We start from the raw sequence: 21,043 nt of genomic DNA on the forward strand, positions 1-21,043 counted from the left end.
CTGGCTACTACCACGTCACACCGATGGAGCGTAGACACTGCTTCTTGGAGCAGTTTGAGTGCGGGAGTACAATCAATAATGAGCCAATTGATATTTTTGACTTCGGCTTGCAATAAAAGTGTAGGAATACTGATACTCTCACGGTGTTCTACACTATCGATATGCAAGTTTGGCCATACATTGCCAAGCTTTTCAGGATGTTCGATACTATCGACTGCGGGATTACTGGTACGATAATACTCGCAATCCATTTGATCTTTATAGACTAGCGCGTTAATCAGCTTCCATGCCTTTGGAATAGTATGGAATTTTTTCATCCGCTCATTTTGTTTTTCGTCTGCTTCAGCCAATACAACATCTTCCACATTCCATGAAGCAATAAGATCAACCAAACTGCCGTTCCCTGAACCTACGACCAGTACCCCATGACAAGGATGAAAAAGATTGAGATAATCGAGTGTAGTGTTCAATGACGTACTGTGACTCATTTTTTATCCTTTTGCAGCTTGAACACCAAAACTGTTTTCATTAAAGTCCATGGAAGCAGAAGAACTCCAAGCGGCTTTTTCAACGTTTCAATCATGCTCTGTCCCAACATATATGAGAGATGTTTTTTTACTTTTTCGGCTTCATAGGCGTCGGTATATGTGTGGATAGGGGGAAGTTTTTCATCTCCACGATATTTCATTTCTTTGTGATATTCAGAGGCTACTGCCATCAAACTAAAAGGCATTGTAATCATCCCTATGAGTGATCGGGAACTTTCAATCATTCGCATACCCAAACGGTAGCTTAGCTGTTGCTTGACTCGTTCTGCTGCTCCATAGAGACGTTTGGGTTGTTGCGTCGGTTTTATTACTTTAAGTTGCTGATTTTCGAGGTAGTATCGTTCCAGTTCCTCCTGCACGGCGTGCAATTGGGTAAGAAGAAATTCGTTTTCCTCTTCGAGTGCTTGTACTTTTGCACTTTGTTCTTTAGAATTTTGTATCGTTAATACACTGCAAAATACGTCATAAATAGAACTAACAGGTTGAAATTGATCATCATGATAAAGGTTAGCTACTGCTTGAAGTTCCTGATAGAGGCTTACTGCTTCGGAATATTCTTGAACGATGTTATGTGCAAAATAATTGTAAATCTCCTTGCTCTCTATACTATCAGAACTCTCTTCTTTTATTGGTGGCACACAAACATCTGATGTGCTAACAGGAACTCCAATTCCCTTTTGTAACTCTATATAGGTTTTAGAATTTTGCTCAATCTCTTTAACATGTGCAAGAGTAGAGATTTCTGAATTACGATAATAAAATCGGAGCAAAGCTTGATTATATCTAGTCCATTCACCAAGGATATGATTCATTTCAGAAGCGGTAATATATTTATTGGCTTCAGCCGCACGTACAATCGCCTCTGCCGGACTATTATATACTAGAGCAAATGCGAGCTGCTTATCCATCTCTTTCCAGTAGTCAAGCAATGATATTGCTTCACTATCTGCCCAACACCAAGAGTCTTGGTCAATATTGCCCAACAGAAGGTCCAATGCCAGCTCATTCCAAACCGGACTCACTGAAATTTGTCCCATCTCCTCTGCCAAACAACCCTGATGGGCTTTTAGAAGTGTCGCAGTTATCTGAGAAGGAAGCATTTTCTCTCGTTTTGAGGGTTTTGCACTTTTTACGCCACTCAAATTTAAAAGCATCTCAACAGATTCATATCTAGATAAAGAATGACCTACAATGAGAACCTTGTTAACATTAGCCTTTTCGTCTATTTTTTTATTTACATTCATGCTTATCCTAAATTTTAAATATCCAACACCACTTTTATCTCGAAAAATGAAATTTTATTCCATACTTTTATCTTTAATTCATATTATATCACTGAAATATTCAACACCTCTTTAGCCCCAATGTCCATCACTTATGCGCTATCAATTTCATCGGAGTCCTATATCATAAAACGATTTTTTGAGCAAATCAGCCAAAGGGGTGTTTTTGAGGATGTGTATGATTTTCTCAACCGCTCCCCCCTCGCCGTAAGGGTTTTTGACTGTGGATAGTTGCTGTTGAAATTCAGGGGTATAGAGTTTTTCTAAACTTTCACAGATCGCTTCTTGTGTCGGTTCACAGTCGATTACATTGAGGGCTTTTAGCCGCCCCTTTTGACGATCACCGATATTGATCGTACCGATATGAAAGCTCGGTACTTCGAGCAGACCGCTGGAGCTATTTCCGACCACCGCATCGACAAACTGTAACGCACTCAAATAACGAAGCTGTCCCATGGAGGCGAATACGACGGCTTTAGTGTTATGTGAGACGTAGGTATCGATCATTGCGTTGATTATCCGCCCGTCCGTATCGCTGTTGGCTTTGGTAAAGATGATATGGGTATCTTCGAGGGTATCCAGCGCATTTAACAGTGCTTGAAACTGCTCGGCTGCCGTATGGCTTTCCAAGGTAACAGGGTGAAAAGTAACGAGGAGATTTTTGGTTCCGAAGGTAAAGTTGATATTCTTCTCCAATTCGGATTTCTCCAAGAGGGTGATCCTTTTGATCGCATCGATCCCCATCCCTCCGACATTAAAGACTCTATCGGGATGCTCTCCGAGTTGAATGACCCGATCACGGTATTCTTCGGCGGCGGTAAAATGCAGATGCGCCATTTTGGTGATGCTATGGCGGATCGATTCATCGAACGCCCCCTCTGTTGTTTCCCCTCCGTGCAGATGAGCGATAGGGATACGTGCGATCATCGCAGCACTCGCGGCACTGAATATCTCGTACCGATCCCCAAGGACAACGACAAGATCGGGTTTGAGCTCTTCAAAAGACTCTGCAAACGAGATTTGAGCCAGTCCCATCGATTTGGAAATCCCCACCGGAGTGTCGCTGGAGAGGAGCATTTCGATCTTTTTGGTGATCGTAAAATCTTTTTCGATCTCTTTGTAGGTGAGTCCGAATTCGGGGCTCAGATGCATCCCTGTAGCGATAATCTGAAGTTCCAGTTCAGGATCGGCTTCGATTGCGCTCATCAGATAGTAGAGCAGACCGTATTCCGCGCGGGTTCCGGTAATGACGCATATTTTTCTCATATCGCCTCATCTTCGTCGTAATTTTTGGATGCGACAGCGCCGATAATCTCATCATAACGCATCGGGCTGATTCCGTTGCCGGGACGTTTGATGGTGATGTTCTCCTCACTCAAACGCTCCCCCTCGGCAATCGCACGGGAAGCGACAATGCTTTTTCGAGCGATGGGGATGTTTTTGAGCTCGCTCGGCGAGGGGCGCTTGATACCATCACCCAATGCTTTTTCGATGTTTCGGATAGAGCGAACCATCGCGATCAGTTCATCGGGTTCCAAACTCGCTTTATGATCCGGCCCTTCCATCTCTCTATCAAGGGTAAAATGTTTCTCGATCACGCTGGCTCCCATGGCGGCAGCGGCTATCGGGATCTCGATACCGCGAGTATGATCGGAATATCCTACCCGTATATCAAAGGTATCCCGTATGGTCTGCATCGCACGCAGATTGACCTCATCCATCGGGCAAGGATATTCGGTTGTTGCGTGTAATACGGTGATGCGCTCTTTTGCCGTTCCTGCCGTGTTCAAGACATGGAGTGCCGCATCAATCTCATCGAGGGTTGCCATTCCGGTAGAGAGGATCACCTCTTTTTGTAGCGATCCGATATGGCGGAGGTAGGGGAGGTTTGTGATCTCACCGCTGGGGATTTTGAAAATCTCCATCCCCAGATCGGCTAATAAATCGATACTCTCATGGTCAAATGGGGTAGAGAGAAAAAGGATGTTTTTTTGCGCGCAATAGTCGATGAGTTCATGGTGTGCCCTCTCGTCCAGCTCCAGTTTTTTGATCATGGCGTATTGGGATTCATCCGCATCGGTCGTTTGTTTTTGATAAGAGGCTTTTTGCGCTGTTTTGGAGACCAGTTTATCGGCTTTGAAGGTTTGAAATTTCACCGCGTCGGCACCCGATTGCGCGGCAACATCGATCAGCGCTTTGGCAATCTCCAAAGACCCGTTATGATTGACACCTGCTTCGGCGATGATGAAAATACTCATTTGCGGTTTCATAGTCGAACACTACTGGGAATATTAACAACACGCTCTTCTAAAAAACACGCATTGACTAGCTCATCACTCTGACACGTTTTAAACATTTCCAATTTATTCATCAATGCCCAAATCGGTCGTGTCATCACCCCATTGCTGTTTGTGTAGTCTAAAAATGCATTACGCTGATTCAAATCATCCAAAAGAATAGCATGAAGCCAATAGTTAGATCGGCTCTCCTGCGGCTCTTCTATAAATCGAATATTTTGAGATTCAAAAAACGTTTTATATTCGGTTGCTAAGGCTCTTTTATTGTCTAAAAAAGGTTGAAGCTGTTCTAGCTGAGCACAGAGAAGTGCCGCATTAAGATTTGGAAGCCGATAGTTGTAACCGATTTCATCATGGACATATTCCCATTTGTGAGGAATTTTTGCAGTAGTGGTAATGTGTTTGGCACGCGCAGCCAACGTTTCATCGTCAGTAACAATAACACCGCCACCGCCACTGGTGATGATCTTGTTGCCATTGAACGAAAATGCGCCCACGATACCAAAAGTACCGGTATGTTTATGTTTGTAGTAGCTTCCAAGTGATTCGGCCGCATCTTCTACAAGTTCTATATTCCAATCGTGGCAAATAGCGTGTATCTCATCTATTTTGCAGGGGTGACCAAAGGTATGCATTGGAACACAGGCTTTGATAACTCTATCGGTGGTTTTATTGATACACTTACCGTCTTTAATCTCACAGTTCTTTTTCAAAAATAGTTCTAGTGACGTGGGGCTAAGACCCATAGTGTCTAAATCCACATCGATAAATATGGGCTTTGCACCGCAGTAGCTGATAGCATTGCAGGTAGCGATAAAAGTAAGCGGCTGCGTGATCACTTCGTCATCTCGTTTGACACCTGCTAAGATCAAAGAGATATGAAGAGCCGCCGTACCGTTTACCGTTGCTATAGCATACTTACTGCCAACCGTTTTTGCAAACTCTTTTTCAAAGGTATCTACATATTTTCCGACACTAGAAACAAAAGTCGAGTCAATGCAATCATTGAGATATTTTTTTTCATTCCCGATAAATCGTGGTTCATGGAGCGGTATAAATTCTTGTGTGCTAAATGTTTGTTGGATAAAATCAACAATATTTTGCATACTACATTTTCCCATCAAGATATTTACCCGTCTCTTTATGGGCAAAATCGGGAATCATTCTAAAAAATTCTTGGACAATATCATCTTTTGTCCATGACAATTTACTTTTAAACATTTTCATTGTTTTTTCAAAATGATTTAACTTTTCTTCGTCAAAGTGCACTTCGTTTTTGATGACACCCAGATTTTTAAAGCGTTCCATATCAAGCGTTTCCGCATCGGTAAAAAACTCTTCAAAATCTTTTTCACCCGTTGTATCACTCGCCGTAAAAAGACACGGCCATTTCCCCATTTCAGGCAAAGTCTTAGTCAATTCTCTTGCTTCATCTTCATCTTTGCACATGTATGGTTCATACCCTTTTTCTTTTAGGTATTTCACTGCTATATCTGCGAACGTAATTAAATGTAAATTTTCGCTCAGTTTTGGAAAAAAGATGTCTCTGTTTTCTCCAAATATACACGACATCAGACAAAGTTCTCCCGATTCTTGCGGAGTTACGAAATATCTTTTAATATCGTTTGGAGCTACGATAGGTTGCTGTTTTTCCAATCGCTGATTAAACCCATGCAAAAGCGAGCCATCACTAAAAGCGACGTTAGCAAAACGTGCCATAGAGACATTGATCTGTTTTGATCGTCGCATCACAAACATCTCCATAATCCTCTTGCTTGCACCCATCATATTGACCGGATTGGCAGCTTTGTCCGTTGAAACACAAAAATATTTTTTTGTACTATTGTCTATGGACTGCTGTAACGTTTTATCCGTGTTAAAAATATTTGTTTCAATCATTCGCATTAGAGTAAAAGGGTCTTTTTCGCTTCGTACATGCTTCAATGCCGAAAGATTTAAAACATAATCATATTTTCCATCTGCTTTGATAAAAGCATCATATTCTGCTGAGCCAATATCTAAAGCAAAGGTCTGAAAATCACCATCAATATAACCGAAAGAGCTGCGGATATCTCGTACAAGTTCGACCATATTGTTTTCAGAAATATCGACTATATGGAGTTTTCTCGGCTTGCGCTTAAAAATCTCTTTGGTAACAGCTTGACCAATCGAACCAGCCCCCCCGATAACTAAGAATGTAGACATCGAAACGATACGTAAAAGTTCCTTTTCGTTTGCCATAATATCTTCGCTGAAAAGAGCTTTATTGCGTCCGATCAAATTCAAAAAATTATACATAAAACTGATAACCCTTCTTGGTTTATATATTCAACACCACTTTGGCTGCAATCGCGATCTGATAGAGGATTTGGGTAATAACACCAGTCGTCATCAAACTTCGTCCCTCAGCTTTTGGCAATACTAAAATAGCATCCCCTTTTTCAATAGAAGGTTTAGCATTCATCGCAAAAAGTGACGCATCGTATTTTTCCGCTTTGCCGTTCGCTCGGATAACCAAAATTCGTTCCGTATTAGCACGCTCGCTCACATCTCCCGCCATATCGATATAATCATCAAGCACATGCCCATCTATGTAGGTAAATGCTCCCGGCAGTGCCACTTCACCCTGCACTACGACGATATTGTTTTTTGTCGGGATATTGATGGTGTCACCCTCTTGGAGGACGATATTATCAAGTGCCGATTCATCACTGATAACAATCTGACCTCGCGGTTCAACTTTTTTTGCCCGTTCAATAAACTGCAAAATAGATTGTGCTTCCTGAGATCGCATCGATGATTCTTGCGTTGAAATCGATGGCGTAGTAAGAGCTATGGTCTCTAACTCTTTTAATTGTGCATCAATCAGCTTTTTTTGCATTTCGGCAACGCTTTTACGATAAATCTGTATCGCATTGGCATTCGATTCACTATTAAAACTGATCATATCACGAAGTTTTTTGAGAGTTGTCCCTTTGGGTACTACGAGTGTATGCAACCCCTCATGTTCTCCTTCGATAGTGACCTGAACCATCGATACCGAATAATCCGGCATAAATTCAACACTGTCACCTGAACTTAGGGTCACTTTATCAAACTCGTTAATGGGGTAGGATTTAACATTTAAATGATTGTTGCTCTTATAGCTTTTGACAATGGCATTCGTTGCGGTAGGCTTGATACCACTCAGATGTGCAAGCTCTGCTACCGTTATCGTAGGCTCTTTGGATTCAAAGCGGAAGGGGCGCTGTACTTCACCCGTTGCACTCACATAAGAACCGACACTATCAACTAAAATCACATCGCCGCTACGGAATGCGAACATCTCCATTTGACCGTTGAGCATAAAATCATAAAGGTCAATTTTTTTATACGGTTTGCTATCTCGCAGTACAGTGATACGGCGAAAACTGCCGTATTCGGTGTTTATCCCCGATGCTTTGTCGAGATATTGCACCAGAGAATCAGAACTTAGCCCCTGATATAGCCCCGGTTTTTTAACATTTCCGGTCACAAAAACCGAAACATTTTGATAAGCACCCATATCCGCATAGACGTAGACATTGTTTCTGAAGACTTTTTTGACGTTATCCGTTATGGTAGAGACCAAATCACCGTTTCGGAGACCGAGAAGCTTTACAACCCCTATGCGAGGAAGAAAAATATTCCCTTGCGAATCGATGGTATGCGGCTGTTCATATTCAAATGCACCCCACATCTTTACCGTAACGACATCACCGATAGCCAAGCGATAATCAGGGTTATAGATGTGCTGAGACGATTGAGTAAACCCTCCATTAAAAAGATGCTCACCAAATATCCCTTTGGGAGATTGAACCAAACCAACGGTATTATTTTGATCGTTAGTAACAATGGATGATACATCAAGAGCAGACAGCAGTGTAAAACTCGATACTAAAGCTATGGAAGTAATTAATCGTTTCATTAGTATTTATGATCCTCTATAGTGGCTTTGACAAGACGTGAAATCCCGAACAATAACAATAATCCGATAAAAATCGTAATCAAATTATAAATTCGTTTAGGATACTCAGCAATTTCCGGTTCAATCGGTGATTGAATCACTGCAAGTTGTTTGATCTTTTGACTCGCTTCGATACGAGTCTTTTCTACGGATGCAAGGGCGATTTTATAGGCATCTTCTGCAAACCCTGCCTCGATCACCAAATCCTGATAACGTGCGACAAGATCATTTAGCTTTTCGCCATTCTTATTCGATACCACACGTGATTTTTCTTTTACGGATTGAGTTTTCAATGCTGTTATTTCCGCACGGAGTGCAACCACTTGCGGAGCGCTCTCTTGGAGATAGGAGAGCATTGCACCCAGTTCTGCCTCTTTTTTAGTAATCGTCGCGTCGAGTTCTTCTGAAAGAGTTGCTTTAGCCTCCGCTTGAGCCATCGGATCAAATACACCATACTTATTTTGAAAAGCGAGCAGAGCTCCTTTTGAGATCGCATAGCGCCCTTTTGCTTTTTTCAGCTCTTCTTCGGCAAATATCATCTGTTCACGTGACATTTTATGCGACAGCTCATTGACAAAACGTTCAGACTCACTCAAAATCGCACTGTTAATAGAGCGTGCTTGTATAGGTGTAAACGCTTCACTACGGATACGTAACAGTCCGGTCATATCGTCATAAACCACTTCCACACGATTACGGTAATACCAGAGATACCACTCTTGGCTCATCCAGCTATACAAACGGAAAAAGGGGTCTCGCGTTTGTGATTCATATGCTTTTCGTACTGCCAACTTTTCATCCAGTTTTTTTAGCATATCGAGTGAATGGATATATGCTCGTAAATAAAGGGTGTCTTCTCTAGATGAAGGTGAAACACCTGCTAACATCGCCAATCCACCCACTGCCGATGCAATAGAACTATCTGCTTTCTTTACCGTTACAACGGTTTCACTGACATAACGATCGGCGGCAATAAAAGTATAATAGATGAGCACTGCACTCATCGGAAGTATGACCAAACTCAAAAAGCCGGCTTTGTTTTTCATCCAATCAATCAACTCATTTCCCTTTTGTTCTGATATACGGCAATTCCCTCTTCGATATCTTCATAAACGACGGCTTTCCCCTCTTTTACGACAATAACGTGTTGACATAGTTCTCTCACTTCACTCATGTTATGGGTAACCAAGATCACATTAGACTGCTTCCGCTTTTCATCGTAGATCGCTTGTGATTTGATTTTAAACTGCGGATCACCGACAGCACCCGCCTCATCAATCAGATAATAATCAAAATCAAACGCCATACTGAGACCGAAAGTAACCCGAGAACGCATACCCGATGAATAATTTTTGATCGGTTGATCGAAATATTTACCTATCTCGGCAAACTCTTCGACATACGCTACTTTCTCACGCAACGCTTCACCGCTATAGCCGTATACACGACAGACAAATTTTACATTGTCCCGTGCCGAGAGTGATCCCTGAAATCCTCCCGACAACCCTACCGGCCATGAGATCGTTTTATCGGTGATTACCCGTCCGCTATCGGGAGTATCGATACCGCCCAAAATCCGCATTAGGGTTGATTTACCGGAGCCGTTAGGTCCCAAAATCGCGATACTATTTCTCTCAGGAAAGGTAAAAGAGAGGTCTCTAAAAACATAGTGACGACCATGAGTAAGCGGGTACGATTTGGTCAAGTTTTCGAGTACGATCATGTCGAACTCCGCAGTAATGATTCTCGTTTTGTGTAAAACCACATCCCGATATATCCCATAACCAGGATCGTCCAAAAAGGGAGTGTAAGCGAAATCCCCTCAACTTGGGGATAATAACTAAAAAAAGATTCTCGGAACATTTCAATCAAATGCAAGAGAGGATTGTACTGCAAATAACGTAAATACTCGGAGGGGATAACCCAAAGCGGATACATGATTCCCGACAAAAAGTACAAAAGGGTAAATGCAATATTAACTAACATTCTTAAACTCTCAAACTTATGAACCAGTACGCTCAAAGCGATCCCTATAGAAACACTAAATAGTATAATTAGTACTGTTGTCCCAATGAGTTCTAACGGAAATGCTATCGAAAAAGGAACCAGCGAAAACCACCAGAACACTACTAAAATAAGTCCGAAGATCGCCCCATAAATTAATACTTCTAAAATTGTTCTTGTGATATAAACACTAAAAGGTTTCACGGGTTTATAGGAAAAAAGAGCCAAATTTGCGGGAATACTCCCCATCAGTGCCATAGCGATATGTTTAAAAAGGAAAAAAGGGATAAGTCCAGTAATTAGAAAAAGGGAAAAAGGGACCTGAGGCATCATCTGATTACTAAAGACCGAAAAGATGACGAGTAACATCACAATATGCAGCATAGGTTCTAAAACGATCCAAGCATATCCTAAACGGCTCTCTCCAAAACGAGTTTTTAATTCACGCAAAAAAAGGGCAAAAATAACACTACGAAAAATCTGTAATGGGGATGTATTCAACTGCTTAAACCTACTATAGTAAATAATTGTTTACATATTATACTCGACAACGTTTAAGTTTCAATAACATAAGAAGAAAATAAATAAAACAGGATTTTTTGGTGGAGGCGTCCGGGATTGAACCGGAGTCCTAAACCAAGGAAGTAAAGGCGTCTACATGCTTAGTAACGTTGTTTAAATCTCGTGAACTTTCACACAACGTGCAAGGCTACAGCCCACTATCCTCTAAATTCATTCCCGTCCGAGGCATTCCGAGAGTATAGCTATCGCAGTGGTTATACGCCAAACCCTCTCGGTGATAGCATAGAGAGGTAGCGCAGTCCTAAGTTAAGTTAAACTTACGCTACAGCGTAAGCAGGACGGTAATTAGTGTTGTTTGCGTTTAAGCAATTGTGAGCCGTATAACGGAGCTGCTCAGTCCGGCAATGCAACCTAAACCTTCTTGATCCAGTCGAAGCCATGTCGCCCCCACGTAGATAACCGAAGTTAGAAGCGTATTATAATCTGCTATTCGTTAATAAGAGATTTGATGGTGCGGGTTATCTCGCAGCATTTAGCAATTTTTTGGGTTGCTGAAATAGTATCATCCAACAAAACGTTGACAATCGCCGAACCGACGATGACACCGTCCGCCCCCTGCACTTTTTCACGCGCCGTTTTTTCGTTCACCCCGAAACCGACATACACCGGTGTCTGGGTTTGGCGTTTGATCATCTCTAGTACGGGAGCTAAATCTTCAGCTTTGCCGCTCCCCGTGATCCCTGCATAGGCGACAAGGTAGATAAATTTGCGTGCTTGTGCCGTGATGAGCGCGATACGCTCTTCGCCATCCGTCGGAGCAACGAAAGTGATATTCGCCAAACCTCGACTCTCAAACAAACCGTGATACGTTTTTGCTTCCTCATACGGTACATCGGGGATAATCAAACCGTTTACGCCAATGCTCGCGGCTTTATCAAGCAACGCTTCCATCCCGTATTGGTAAAACGGGTTGAAATACCCCATCCATAACGTATCGATTTTCGGGGCAACGGCAGCGGAAATATCTAGCAAGTCAGCGAAACGGAACCCTGCTTCGAGGGCGCGGTGGTTTGCCGCTTCGATAACGGGACCATCAGCTACAGGATCGGAAAATGGAACGCCGAGTTCAAGAGTATCGACACCGTTTTCGCCGAGTGCCAATGCCAAATCGACGGTAAAATTTTTATCAGGGTATCCTGCGGTAATATAAGCTACGAGTTGCTTCACGCTTTCTCCATATCGGGTAAAATTAAAAGGGAAAAATGGACTTTTGTCAAATCATTATCCATTTTCAAATCTTCTTGCCACTGCTGAAACATATCGGCAACACTGATCAGCCACGTAATCGTCTCTTCATTGACGACTTTGTCACGCGTTCGTAATTGTTCAAGCGCATCTTCGGTAAAAGCGGCTAAACGCATCATCGGTTCGATCTGCAAATATCCCGAAGCCGATTTGATGTTATGGAAAATACGAAATAGCTCTTCGATACTTCGATGATAACGATCCGGATTTCCTAAATCGACCATGAGACCTTCCATAATCTCGCTCATCATTGCGTAATGATCTAAGAATTCGTCAATGATTTCAAAGTCGAAATTAGCTTCTAAAACGCTTCGTATACCCATTGCGATCTTCTCCTGTGATGAAAAATTATAACCATCTTTTGTTTAATATCCCCTCTTAATTGCCATAGAATAGCAATGCAACTCAATTTTTGGGTAAACTATCTACTTTAAATAACTATGGGATATTTATAGTATGAAAAAACTCACTATCGGCTCCATTCAAAAATGCAAAGGGGTTCGTAAGCTCGTAATGATCACGGCGTATGATGCCCTTTTTGCCCGTCTTTTGAGCGAGAGTTCCGACATCCTCCTCGTCGGAGACAGCCTCAATATGAGTTTCGGCGGTAACAGCGATACACTGAGTTCCACTATGGATCAGATGATCTACCATACGCAAGCCGTCTGCAAAGGTGCTCCGGAGACATTTGTCATCACCGATATGCCGTTTGGTACCTATTGTGATGAAAAAACGGCTCTGGAAAATGCGATCCGTGTCTATCGCGAAACCCCTTCCGATGCGGTAAAAATCGAGGGTGGTGCCGATAAAGCCCATCTGGTACGCCATCTCACTTCCAATGGAATAGCGGTATGCGGGCACATCGGACTCCTTCCTCAAGCCTTTCGCGCGGAGGGAGGCTACAAAGTCAAAGGAAAAACGGAACACGAAGCCCTGCAACTTATTAGCGATGCGCAAGCGATACAAGAAGCCGGAGCGTTTATCCTTGTGATCGAAGGGGTTAAAGCCGATGTCGCAACCCGCGTTGCGCAAAGCGTCTCCATCCCCGTGATCGGAATCGGTGCGGGTAACGGAGTGGACGGTCAGGTACTCGTATTTTCCGATATGCTGGGACTCTATGAGCCGTTTGTCCCGAAGTTCGTCAAACAATACCTAAACGGTGCAGCCATTGTCAAAGAAGCGGCAAAAACATATGCGGATGAAGTCGAGAATGGGGAGTTCCCAAATGAAAACTATATCTATTAAAATTTTATTCTTATTCATTCTGTTGTTATTAGAAGGATGTTCAAGTAAAATGAAACCATATTTATATGACCAGCCATATAGAGGAAGTCCATGTATGTTTACAGATACAGAAAACTATCAAAAATGTATGAATAACTCTGATTCAAATCCTTCAATGACAGGAAGATATTAAAATTTATGGAACGCATAGTCGAAATCGAAAAATTTAATGCCGAAGAGGTTAGCGAAACCTCATTACGTCCAAGTGCATGGGATGATTATATCGGGCAAGAACAGATCAAAAAAAATCTGGGGGTCTTCATCGAAGCGAGTTCCAAGCGGCGTGAAGCCCTCGATCATGTCCTCTTTTACGGCCCTCCCGGTTTAGGGAAAACGACATTAGCCCTCATCATCGCCAACGAAATGGGGAGCAACATCAAAGTCACCGCCGCTCCGATGATCGAAAAAAGCGGTGATCTCGCCGCCATCCTCACCAATCTCGAAGAAGGCGACATCCTCTTCATCGACGAAATCCATCGTCTCTCTCCAGCGGTCGAAGAGATCCTCTACCCTTCGATGGAGGATTTCCGTCTCGATATTATCATCGGGAGCGGTCCTGCGGCGCAGACGGTCAAAATCGATCTCCCCCGCTTCACCCTCATCGGAGCAACCACCCGTGCGGGGATGCTCTCAAACCCTTTGCGTGATCGTTTCGGGATGAATTTTCGGATGCAATTTTATTCTCCCGATGAGCTGTGCAGTATCATCACCCAAGCCGCCACAAAACTGGGCAAAAGTATCGACAAAAATGCCGCCCACGAAATCGCCAAGCGCTCCCGAGGAACCCCCCGTATCGCATTACGTCTCTTAAAACGAGTTCGGGATTTTGCCGACGTTGCCAATGAAAATACTATTTTACATGAACGTTCCCGCTACGCCCTCGATCAGCTGGGGATCAACGCCAACGGGTTTGATGAGATGGATATTCGCCTCCTAAAACTCCTGATGGAAGCCAAAGGGCGCGCGATGGGTCTAAGCACTATCGCCGCCGCACTCAGCGAAGATGAGGGGACGATCGAAGATGTCCTCGAACCCTATCTCCTCGCCAACGGTTATCTGGAACGAACGGCTCGAGGACGGGTCGCTACCGCTAAAACCTATGAACTTCTCAAATTCGGCATCCCGCAGAGCGGACTGTTTGAATAAGGAATAGATGTGAAAAAAGAGTACTTTACCCCCATTTTACTTATCCTCGTCTCGTATGGAATGTATATCTTGTATGCACCGTTTTGGATGAGTATCATTGTCGCTTCGCTGTTGGCGATCTCTACGCATCATATTCAGATGGGATTTTTTCAGCTCACAAAGAGCCGCTTTTGGGCTTCAGCTCTCTCGACCCTTTTGCTAGGGATCCTGTTTTTCGCACCGTTGGGATATTTTTTGGTGCACCTCTCGGTCATGCTCCAAAACCTCGATCCTGCCATGATGAGTACGATGGAGACAAAACTTCGAAGTTGGCTTACCCACTTGCCCCCCGCTTTATCTCAAATCGAAATCAAAATTGAAGCCTCTTTAGCCGAATTTGATCCTACCGCATTTTCACAAAACATTATTGCTTACGCGTCTCAAATCGGAAGCTTTGCGATGTCGTTTCTCTCCGGAACTATTTTTACCCTCATTTTTTACTTTATTGCCCATTATTACGGACGGGATATTTTCGAGTTTTTTAAACGCTCTGCCCATTTCCCTCAACAAGAGAGCACCCTCATCATCTTTGAGATGCGCTCGGCGATGAGTGTTGTTTTCTACTCTATCCTCGCCACTGCGGTATTTGAGGGGGCACTGTTTGGAATAGCCATCGGGTATATGGGATACAACGGTCTACTCTTTGGAATTATGTACGGTTTTGCCTCGCTGATCCCTGTCGTGGGAGGGGTCATTATGTGGCTCCCGTTTGCCCTTTTTGAACTCTCGCTAGGACACACGGAAAATGCCCTTTTTATCACCCTCTATACGATCATCGTCATTTCAGTCATCGCCGATACGTTTGTCAAGCCTGTCATCATCAAACTCATCAACCAGCGTTTGATCAAACCGCAAGAGAAGATCAATGAACTTATCATTTTCTTCGCCATTATCGCGGGGCTTGGGACATTCGGGTTTTGGGGGATGATTATCGGACCGGCAATCACAGTGCTGTTTATGACATTGATGAAAATCACCGAAGCTCAAAGCGAAGAGATTTCTCATTAATATTGTTAATACAAGGTTACTCAAACATTAGCAATAGTGTTCTATGATGTTAGAGTTAAAACTTACCAAATGGAGAAACCCTATGAAAAAGATTCTAAGTATCGCACTGATCCTCGGTGCAACAGCGTTGATGGCATGTCCAATGCAAAACGGCGGAATGATGAATGGACAAGGAATGATGAAAAAATGTGAGTGTGATACCTCTAAACTCCCTAAACCATTCGAGAAATTGGGGCTTAGCGATGATCAAAAAGCTCAAATCCAAAAAATTCGTGAAGAGGGAAAAGCGTTCCATAACCAACAACACGAAAAAATGATGGCGGTACTTACCCCTGAACAACTCAAAGCTTTCGAAGCCAATGCTCCTAAAATGTGCCCAAAAGGGGATATGAAGGGGATGAAAATGGGCGATGGTAAAATGGGCGGCATGGGCTGCAAAGAGTGTAATAAAAAGTAATTTCGGATGATCAAAATCCTCCTGATTGAAGATGACCTCGAAATCTCAGATCTGTTAACACAGTATCTGAGTCGTTATCAGATGGAGGTGATCAGCTACGCTCATCCCAAAGCGGCACTCGCGTCACTGGGGATCGAGTCGTATGACCTCGTTTTACTCGACTTAACTCTTCCCGATATGGATGGATTGGATGTCTGCAAAGCGCTTCGTGAGCGCAGCGACATTCCGATCATCATCTCCTCGGCTCGGAGTGATTTGGGAGACAAAGTGATCGCCCTCGAACTGGGTGCCGATGACTACCTCCCCAAGCCCTATGAGCCCAGAGAACTGGTAGCCCGAATACAGAGCCTATTACGCCGTATCAACGGCAAAACCATCCAAGCGAGCAGTGAAATGTTTCGCGTCGATGAAAACGGCATCTACAAAGAGGGGGAACTTCTCCCCCTCACTCGCGCCGAATTTGAGCTGTTATCACTGCTGATCAAACACCGCCGCCAAATCATCTCCCGTGATTTTATCGCCAACAACGTCGAATCGATAGGATGGGAGAGCAGTGAACGAAGTATCGACGTTCTCATCAGCCGAATCCGCCAAAAAGTGGAGCCCAATCCTAAACACCCTACCCTCATCCGCTCCATTCGCGGTATGGGGTATCAGTTTACCCTATGATTTCACGCCGCCACTCCGTTTTTTTTAAGCTCCATGCTTTCTTTGTTCTAGCCCTTATTGTCCTCTCGTTGCTCTTTGTTTCGGCTCTCAATGAGCAAAAAGAGCAAAAATTTCATCTTCTTGCCCACCGATCGATGGAACTCTCCCGTATCCTTGAAGAGTCATCCATCCGAACCTGTGTGGAACAAAACAAAGAGCTCAAAGAAGCGGGGTTTAAACTGATTGAGAAAATCGCCCCCCATTGTGAACCGATCCCGATACCTCCGCCGATGCGTGCCAAACTCCAATCACGGAATATTAAAGTCACTATATACAAAGATCATGAAGGGTTTGTCTACGGCTTGGCACGCGAACACTGTGTCATGTATTATCGGGATACCGCCGAAGAGACGACCTACTATTTCGTCTGGTTTTTATTCTTTGCCCTTTTGGGGGGATTGGTAAGTATGTACTTGCTCTTATGGAGCAACCTCAAACCCCTCAAACATCTTTATGAACAAATACAGCGCTACGGAGAGGGTGAAGAGATCGTCGATGAACCCAATAACGGTAAAAATGAAATTGCCCTTATCTCCAACGCCCTTCATGATGCACTGGAGAAACAAAACCGGCTCAAAAAATCGCGCGAACTTTTCTTGCGAAACATTATGCATGAACTCAAAACACCGATTACCAAAGGGAAACTCATCGTCGAACTCGAAGAACCGAGTCCTAACCGAAACCTACTTGCCAAACTCTTCTTACGACTGGAGCATCTGATTCACCAAATGGCGGATATTGAGAAAATGCATGCTTTTTCCCTCACCAAAACGCCAAAAAGTCTCGATTCAATGATCCTAAATGCAATGGATAATCTGATGATAGAAGAGGACACAGTTGAGATTAGCGGCTGTACACAGAGCATTATGGTCGATTGTGACCTCTTTACGAGTGCACTCCAGAACCTGATCGATAATGCGCTACGACACGCAACCTCGTATCCGATCCGTATCGATTGTGATGGGAAAAAAATCTGCATCCGAAACAGCGGAGTACCGCTCAAGCGTCCGGTTGAAGAGGCGTTGCAGGCATTTGTCACCGAACGGGGTGATGGGGGGTTAGGATTGGGGCTCTACATCGCCCAATCGGTCTGTGATCTGCACCGCTTTGATCTACAGTACGAGTACGAAGAGGGGATACACCATTTTTGTATCCGGTTTACCTAATTCGTCATCCTCGGGCTTGACCCGGGGATCCATCTCTTTAGAATTCAAGCTGGATTCCCGATCAAGTCGGGAATGACGGGAAAATAATTTCTACTAAATTTTACTTCGTTTCTTAAAATAAACCCACAAGAGTGCTGAAACTCCCGCCATCGCAAAACTCAGCGCCATCCCGAGCGTCATCCATTGACCAAGTATGTATCCGATTTGCGCATCGGGTGCGCGGTAAAACTCAACGAGTCCTCGCCCAATCCCGTAACAAAATCCGTACAGCAAAATTAACTCGCCCTCGAACGCTTTACGGTGACGATACGCATAGATGATCACAAAGACCACGATCCCCTCGACAAATGCTTCGTACAGCTGTGAGGGGTGACGGAGAGTATCATAGACATAAATCCCCCACGGCACATCGGTAGCACGTCCGACGAGCTCTTGATTGAGAAAATTTCCGATCCGCCCGAATACGTATCCCAAAGGTACCGATACCGCTACCAAATCCATCAAGCGACCGAAAGGGATGCCGTGGCGGCGATGATACAGATACGAACCGATCAAAAATCCGAGTATCGCCCCGTGAAAACTCATCCCCCGAATCCCGACAAACACTCCGTCGATAAACGGATTAAAAATCTGCCACGGTTGCGTCAGATAGTACATCGTGTGGGTATCGTAAAAGAGGATATACCCCAATCGCGCTCCCAAGATCACCCCGATCTCGGCGTAGATGAAATAATCATCCAGTTGCTCTTTGGTGATCGAGATGTTATCTTTTTGGACAATCCATTTCGCGATGACGAGAGCGCTGAGAAGTGCGAGGACGTACATCAATCCGTACCAATGGACGGGGATAGAGAAAAGATTAAATGCTACAGGGTTAAAATGTTCGTAAATATGATTCCAAAATTCCATCAGAACGTCACCACTTTCCAGTCACTTTTGAGTGCCTGCGTCAAAAACTCTCCCGTATGGGTCGGTTCAATCCCTAAAGAACGAAGCTGTTCGGTCACACCGTAATCGTCACTGCATACGACACACACGGAAGCTTTTACACCGCTCTCTATCACTTTAGAAACCATCTCTTGTAATTCCGTATTTTCAGCCAAGAGCTTCGCCGAAGGGCCCCATACCATCAGATGAGCTTCGTCCCAATATCCGCGCGGCAAAATCACGCTTCCATAGAGTAATACCAGTTTTTTAGCGACTTCGATCTCTCCACTGCTCCATACGATGAGAAGTTTATCCATTGCCGTGACCCCTTTGGTGTTGACCCATAATCTGCGTTAATACTTCTAAATGTGCGTCCAAACGATAGGCTTTGCCGAATCCCATCACGACACTGCCGCTTTTGGGAGAGAGCTTGAACAGGTGAAAATCACCCATTTGCGTCAACGAGGTGACCAGTTCCGGATCAAAGTGAGCACGAAAGCGTTCAATCACACTACTATAGGCATCCTCTTCACGACTCATCTCAGATGCGGCTGCTTCAATCGTAACCCGTTTGCGGGCAAAGGGCTGAACGCATTGCGATTCATCTTCGACAAAGAGGAGAGAGATGTTAGGATTTGATAGGAGATTACGCCCGTGTTGAGCAACGGTGCTGATCAGGATATAAAAATCATTTCCCACTCGTACGTAGGGAGCAGTACTGGCATGTGCCCCACCTTCGGGAGTTAGTGACGCCATTATGAGAGTCTGAAACGTCTCTAAAAACGATTCGACTTCCATCGTGGTCATTTGCGCAACGCCTCGGCGATCAATTCGATCGGATTTTTAAAGACGACATCCACATCCGCCTCATTCATCGAATTATTAATCTGCATACGGCACGCACTGCACTCGGCGGTAACCACTTTTGCCCCCGTTTTGGCGATCATAGCGGCTTTTGGACGTCCCGCTGCTTGAGCGAAATGGAAATTCTCCGTCTGCATCGTGACCCCTCCGAAGCCGCAGCAGGCATTCGGGTCGCTCATCTCGGTGATGGTGTAATTTTGCCCTACCAAGGCTCTCGGCTCTTTATAGACCCCCTGCATTTTACGGGCGTGGCACGGATCATGATAGGTGACGCTCAGATCACTGCGCCCTTTGGATGCCAACAGCGCTTTAAGCTCCGTCTTTTGCTCCAGCCACTCGGTCGCCATAAAAATTTTGGATTTCAGTTTTTGGGCACGTGCCAACCATTCGGGCTGATCGTGGAAAAAGTGCTCATAATCGATTTTGATCATCGCGCTGCAGGTCGCTTCAGGGATGATGATCGCTTCGACCTCATCGATAAAGCTCTCGAAATAGACGATGTTCTTTTTGGCGTTATGATCGACCGTCGCGAAATCCCCCGTAAAGTAAGCAGGTGCCCCACAGCACAGCTGTTTTTTCGGGATAAAGGCATCGACGTTCAATGCCTCTAAAATCTCTAAAAGTCCCTTACCGATCTCGGTATAGTTATAGTTTGCCAAACATCCGATGAAGATCGCCACACGACGTTGTCCGCCATTGGGGATATTCTCAGGATAGCTGTTCATAAACGAGGTTTTCCCCATAGAGGGCAAAAGGCGGTCTTTTTTGATGATCGGGAGATTAAATCTCGGCTGCATCGAGTTGATCTCTGCTTTGATCTTAAATCCGCACGTCTGAAATACGTATCCGAGTTTAAACAAAATATCCATGGTGCTGCGGTGGCGCAAGAGATAGAAAAACGCCCGCTTAAACCATGCGATTCCGTATTTATCGGCAAGATCGGCACGCACTTGCTCGATCACCATATCGGTAGGCAGTGCTTTAGGGCACACATCGGTACAGTTGGTGCATAAAAAACAGCTCTCAAAAATCGCTTTGGCATTATAATCGAGTTCCAACTGCCCCCGTTCATAGGCACCGAGCAAATCGATAAATCCGCGAGGGCTGGTTACCTCATCGGCATTGACGTTGTGAATCGTACAAACAGGGATACATTTACCGCATTTGATACACGCATCGGAAGTATCGGTAAAATGAAATAATTCGCGCTTCTCCATCCGCTTACACCGTTTTGCTGAACGCTTTATCCGATGATGCATGACGTTTCATATAAGCATCAAAAGGCATTGCGATATTTCGGATCAACAACGTTCCCGTGTGAGAACACTCAATAGATGATGGGGTTATGGTGAGCAATCCGTCCGCTTCGAACGGCTTCAATTCTTCAATCGCATCGGCAAAGTAATCTGCAAATTTCACCCCGTAAAGACGTTCAAAACGCTCTATATCGAGTTTGAAATTAGACATCAACTCCATAATGACGTATTGTCGGATACGGTC

Annotated in this window: 22 protein-coding genes, 1 other RNA gene and 1 pseudogene; 6 read left to right on the forward strand and 18 right to left on the reverse strand. The window is 44.2% G+C overall.

Going from position 1 to position 21,043, the window contains the following annotated elements; genetic code table 11:
• From VFW36_RS04650 to VFW36_RS04710, 13 genes are all read right to left on the reverse strand, one after another.
• The coding region (locus tag VFW36_RS04650; protein WP_329657647.1) for a hypothetical protein at positions 1-488 on the reverse strand (488 nt) is incomplete at its 3' end.
• On the reverse strand, positions 485-1,792 hold the full coding sequence (locus VFW36_RS04655; RefSeq protein ID WP_329657648.1) for a hypothetical protein: 1,308 nt from the start codon (positions 1,790-1,792) through the stop codon (positions 485-487). The genes VFW36_RS04650 and VFW36_RS04655, both read right to left, overlap by 4 nt.
• Before the next feature lie 147 nt (positions 1,793-1,939).
• Complete coding sequence (gene neuC / locus VFW36_RS04660) at positions 1,940-3,097, reverse strand: UDP-N-acetylglucosamine 2-epimerase (protein ID WP_329657649.1); 1,158 nt, start codon at positions 3,095-3,097, stop codon at positions 1,940-1,942.
• The gene (gene neuB, locus VFW36_RS04665) at positions 3,094-4,089 is read right to left on the reverse strand and encodes an N-acetylneuraminate synthase (RefSeq protein ID WP_329657650.1); all 996 of its coding nucleotides are present in this window, start codon (positions 4,087-4,089) and stop codon (positions 3,094-3,096) included. Before neuB ends, neuC begins: the two co-directional genes overlap by 4 nt.
• 8 nt (positions 4,090-4,097) lie before the next feature.
• A complete protein-coding gene (locus VFW36_RS04670; RefSeq protein WP_329657651.1) occupies positions 4,098-5,234 on the reverse strand; it encodes a LegC family aminotransferase in 1,137 nt (378 codons plus the stop codon).
• A 1-nt stretch (position 5,235) separates the two neighbouring features.
• Positions 5,236-6,426 carry a UDP-N-acetylglucosamine 4,6-dehydratase gene (locus VFW36_RS04675; RefSeq protein WP_329657652.1) on the reverse strand — a complete coding sequence of 397 codons (1,191 nt, stop codon included), beginning with the start codon at positions 6,424-6,426 and terminating at the stop codon, positions 5,236-5,238.
• A gap of 22 nt (positions 6,427-6,448) precedes the next feature.
• Positions 6,449-8,074, reverse strand: coding sequence for a polysaccharide biosynthesis/export family protein (locus tag VFW36_RS04680; RefSeq protein WP_329657653.1), 1,626 nt, complete (start codon positions 8,072-8,074; stop codon positions 6,449-6,451).
• Entirely contained in the window at positions 8,074-9,171 is a 1,098-nt protein-coding gene (locus VFW36_RS04685) for a capsule biosynthesis protein (RefSeq protein WP_329657654.1), read from the reverse strand. Before VFW36_RS04685 ends, VFW36_RS04680 begins: the two co-directional genes overlap by 1 nt.
• Positions 9,168-9,836 (reverse strand): ABC transporter ATP-binding protein, encoded by a 669-nt coding sequence (locus VFW36_RS04690; protein ID WP_329657655.1) that lies wholly within the window; start codon positions 9,834-9,836, stop codon positions 9,168-9,170. Before VFW36_RS04690 ends, VFW36_RS04685 begins: the two co-directional genes overlap by 4 nt.
• Positions 9,833-10,618, reverse strand: a complete 786-nt coding sequence (locus VFW36_RS04695; protein WP_329657656.1) for an ABC transporter permease — start codon at positions 10,616-10,618, stop codon at positions 9,833-9,835. The genes VFW36_RS04690 and VFW36_RS04695 overlap by 4 nt, the downstream gene beginning before the upstream one ends.
• A 99-nt stretch (positions 10,619-10,717) precedes the next feature.
• Positions 10,718-11,088: a transfer-messenger RNA gene (gene ssrA / locus VFW36_RS04700) on the reverse strand.
• A gap of 37 nt (positions 11,089-11,125) precedes the next feature.
• Positions 11,126-11,866, reverse strand: a complete 741-nt coding sequence (gene trpA, locus VFW36_RS04705) for a tryptophan synthase subunit alpha (protein ID WP_329657657.1) — start codon at positions 11,864-11,866, stop codon at positions 11,126-11,128.
• Positions 11,863-12,267 (reverse strand): Hpt domain-containing protein, encoded by a 405-nt coding sequence (locus tag VFW36_RS04710; protein ID WP_329657658.1) that lies wholly within the window; start codon positions 12,265-12,267, stop codon positions 11,863-11,865. Before VFW36_RS04710 ends, trpA begins: the two co-directional genes overlap by 4 nt.
• Before the next feature lie 133 nt (positions 12,268-12,400).
• Here VFW36_RS04710 and panB point away from each other — a divergent pair, with 133 nt between their 5' ends.
• The 6 genes from panB to VFW36_RS04740 all read left to right on the forward strand — a co-directional run bounded on the left by panB (position 12,401) and on the right by VFW36_RS04740 (position 17,752).
• A complete protein-coding gene (gene panB / locus VFW36_RS04715; RefSeq protein ID WP_329657659.1) occupies positions 12,401-13,189 on the forward strand; it encodes a 3-methyl-2-oxobutanoate hydroxymethyltransferase in 789 nt (262 codons plus the stop codon).
• Between the two features lie 177 nt (positions 13,190-13,366).
• Entirely contained in the window at positions 13,367-14,374 is a 1,008-nt protein-coding gene (gene ruvB, locus VFW36_RS04720) for a Holliday junction branch migration DNA helicase RuvB (protein ID WP_329657660.1), read from the forward strand.
• 9 nt (positions 14,375-14,383) lie between these two features.
• Positions 14,384-15,421 carry an AI-2E family transporter gene (locus VFW36_RS04725; protein WP_329657661.1) on the forward strand — a complete coding sequence of 346 codons (1,038 nt, stop codon included), beginning with the start codon at positions 14,384-14,386 and terminating at the stop codon, positions 15,419-15,421.
• Between the two features lie 82 nt (positions 15,422-15,503).
• A complete protein-coding gene (locus VFW36_RS04730; RefSeq protein WP_329657662.1) occupies positions 15,504-15,878 on the forward strand; it encodes a hypothetical protein in 375 nt (124 codons plus the stop codon).
• A 6-nt stretch (positions 15,879-15,884) separates the two neighbouring features.
• Positions 15,885-16,547, forward strand: a complete 663-nt coding sequence (locus tag VFW36_RS04735) for a response regulator transcription factor (RefSeq protein WP_329657663.1) — start codon at positions 15,885-15,887, stop codon at positions 16,545-16,547.
• Positions 16,544-17,752 (forward strand): ArsS family sensor histidine kinase, encoded by a 1,209-nt coding sequence (locus VFW36_RS04740; RefSeq protein ID WP_329657664.1) that lies wholly within the window; start codon positions 16,544-16,546, stop codon positions 17,750-17,752. The genes VFW36_RS04735 and VFW36_RS04740 overlap by 4 nt, the downstream gene beginning before the upstream one ends.
• A 93-nt stretch (positions 17,753-17,845) precedes the next feature.
• On the opposite strand, the gene lgt is transcribed toward VFW36_RS04740, so the two are convergent.
• From lgt to VFW36_RS04765, 5 genes and pseudogenes are all read right to left on the reverse strand, one after another.
• Positions 17,846-18,661, reverse strand: coding sequence for a prolipoprotein diacylglyceryl transferase (lgt, locus tag VFW36_RS04745; protein WP_329657665.1), 816 nt, complete (start codon positions 18,659-18,661; stop codon positions 17,846-17,848).
• A complete protein-coding gene (locus tag VFW36_RS04750; protein WP_329657666.1) occupies positions 18,661-18,996 on the reverse strand; it encodes a DsrE family protein in 336 nt (111 codons plus the stop codon). The genes lgt and VFW36_RS04750 overlap by 1 nt, the downstream gene beginning before the upstream one ends.
• Positions 18,989-19,486 carry a HugZ family protein gene (locus tag VFW36_RS04755; protein WP_329657667.1) on the reverse strand — a complete coding sequence of 166 codons (498 nt, stop codon included), beginning with the start codon at positions 19,484-19,486 and terminating at the stop codon, positions 18,989-18,991. The genes VFW36_RS04750 and VFW36_RS04755 overlap by 8 nt, the downstream gene beginning before the upstream one ends.
• Complete coding sequence (locus VFW36_RS04760) at positions 19,483-20,760, reverse strand: (Fe-S)-binding protein (protein ID WP_329657668.1); 1,278 nt, start codon at positions 20,758-20,760, stop codon at positions 19,483-19,485. The genes VFW36_RS04755 and VFW36_RS04760 overlap by 4 nt, the downstream gene beginning before the upstream one ends.
• Positions 20,761-20,764: 4 nt before the next feature.
• Positions 20,765-21,043 (reverse strand): annotated as a pseudogene (locus VFW36_RS04765) (coproporphyrinogen III oxidase); the annotation flags it as partial.

This window comes from Sulfuricurvum sp., assembly GCF_036279695.1.
GTDB lineage: Bacteria > Campylobacterota > Campylobacteria > Campylobacterales > Sulfurimonadaceae > Sulfuricurvum.

Excerpts from the sequence above, each read along its gene's own strand:
- lgt (WP_329657665.1), bottom strand. The coding sequence starts at position 18,661 with ATGGAATTTTGGAATCATATTTACGAACATTTTAACCCTGTAGCATTT.
- VFW36_RS04710 (WP_329657658.1), bottom strand. The coding sequence starts at position 12,267 with ATGGGTATACGAAGCGTTTTAGAAGCTAATTTCGACTTTGAAATCATT.
- VFW36_RS04760 (WP_329657668.1), bottom strand. The coding sequence starts at position 20,760 with ATGGAGAAGCGCGAATTATTTCATTTTACCGATACTTCCGATGCGTGT.
- ruvB (WP_329657660.1), top strand. The coding sequence starts at position 13,367 with ATGGAACGCATAGTCGAAATCGAAAAATTTAATGCCGAAGAGGTTAGC.
- panB (WP_329657659.1), top strand. The coding sequence starts at position 12,401 with ATGAAAAAACTCACTATCGGCTCCATTCAAAAATGCAAAGGGGTTCGT.
- VFW36_RS04735 (WP_329657663.1), top strand. The coding sequence starts at position 15,885 with ATGATCAAAATCCTCCTGATTGAAGATGACCTCGAAATCTCAGATCTG.
- VFW36_RS04740 (WP_329657664.1), top strand. The coding sequence starts at position 16,544 with ATGATTTCACGCCGCCACTCCGTTTTTTTTAAGCTCCATGCTTTCTTT.
- neuB (WP_329657650.1), bottom strand. The coding sequence starts at position 4,089 with ATGAGTATTTTCATCATCGCCGAAGCAGGTGTCAATCATAACGGGTCT.
- VFW36_RS04675 (WP_329657652.1), bottom strand. The coding sequence starts at position 6,426 with ATGTATAATTTTTTGAATTTGATCGGACGCAATAAAGCTCTTTTCAGC.
- VFW36_RS04750 (WP_329657666.1), bottom strand. The coding sequence starts at position 18,996 with ATGGATAAACTTCTCATCGTATGGAGCAGTGGAGAGATCGAAGTCGCT.
- neuC (WP_329657649.1), bottom strand. The coding sequence starts at position 3,097 with ATGAGAAAAATATGCGTCATTACCGGAACCCGCGCGGAATACGGTCTG.
- VFW36_RS04655 (WP_329657648.1), bottom strand. The coding sequence starts at position 1,792 with ATGAATGTAAATAAAAAAATAGACGAAAAGGCTAATGTTAACAAGGTT.
- VFW36_RS04730 (WP_329657662.1), top strand. The coding sequence starts at position 15,504 with ATGAAAAAGATTCTAAGTATCGCACTGATCCTCGGTGCAACAGCGTTG.
- VFW36_RS04670 (WP_329657651.1), bottom strand. The coding sequence starts at position 5,234 with ATGCAAAATATTGTTGATTTTATCCAACAAACATTTAGCACACAAGAA.
- VFW36_RS04690 (WP_329657655.1), bottom strand. The coding sequence starts at position 9,836 with ATGATCGTACTCGAAAACTTGACCAAATCGTACCCGCTTACTCATGGT.
- VFW36_RS04680 (WP_329657653.1), bottom strand. The coding sequence starts at position 8,074 with ATGAAACGATTAATTACTTCCATAGCTTTAGTATCGAGTTTTACACTG.
- VFW36_RS04755 (WP_329657667.1), bottom strand. The coding sequence starts at position 19,486 with ATGACCACGATGGAAGTCGAATCGTTTTTAGAGACGTTTCAGACTCTC.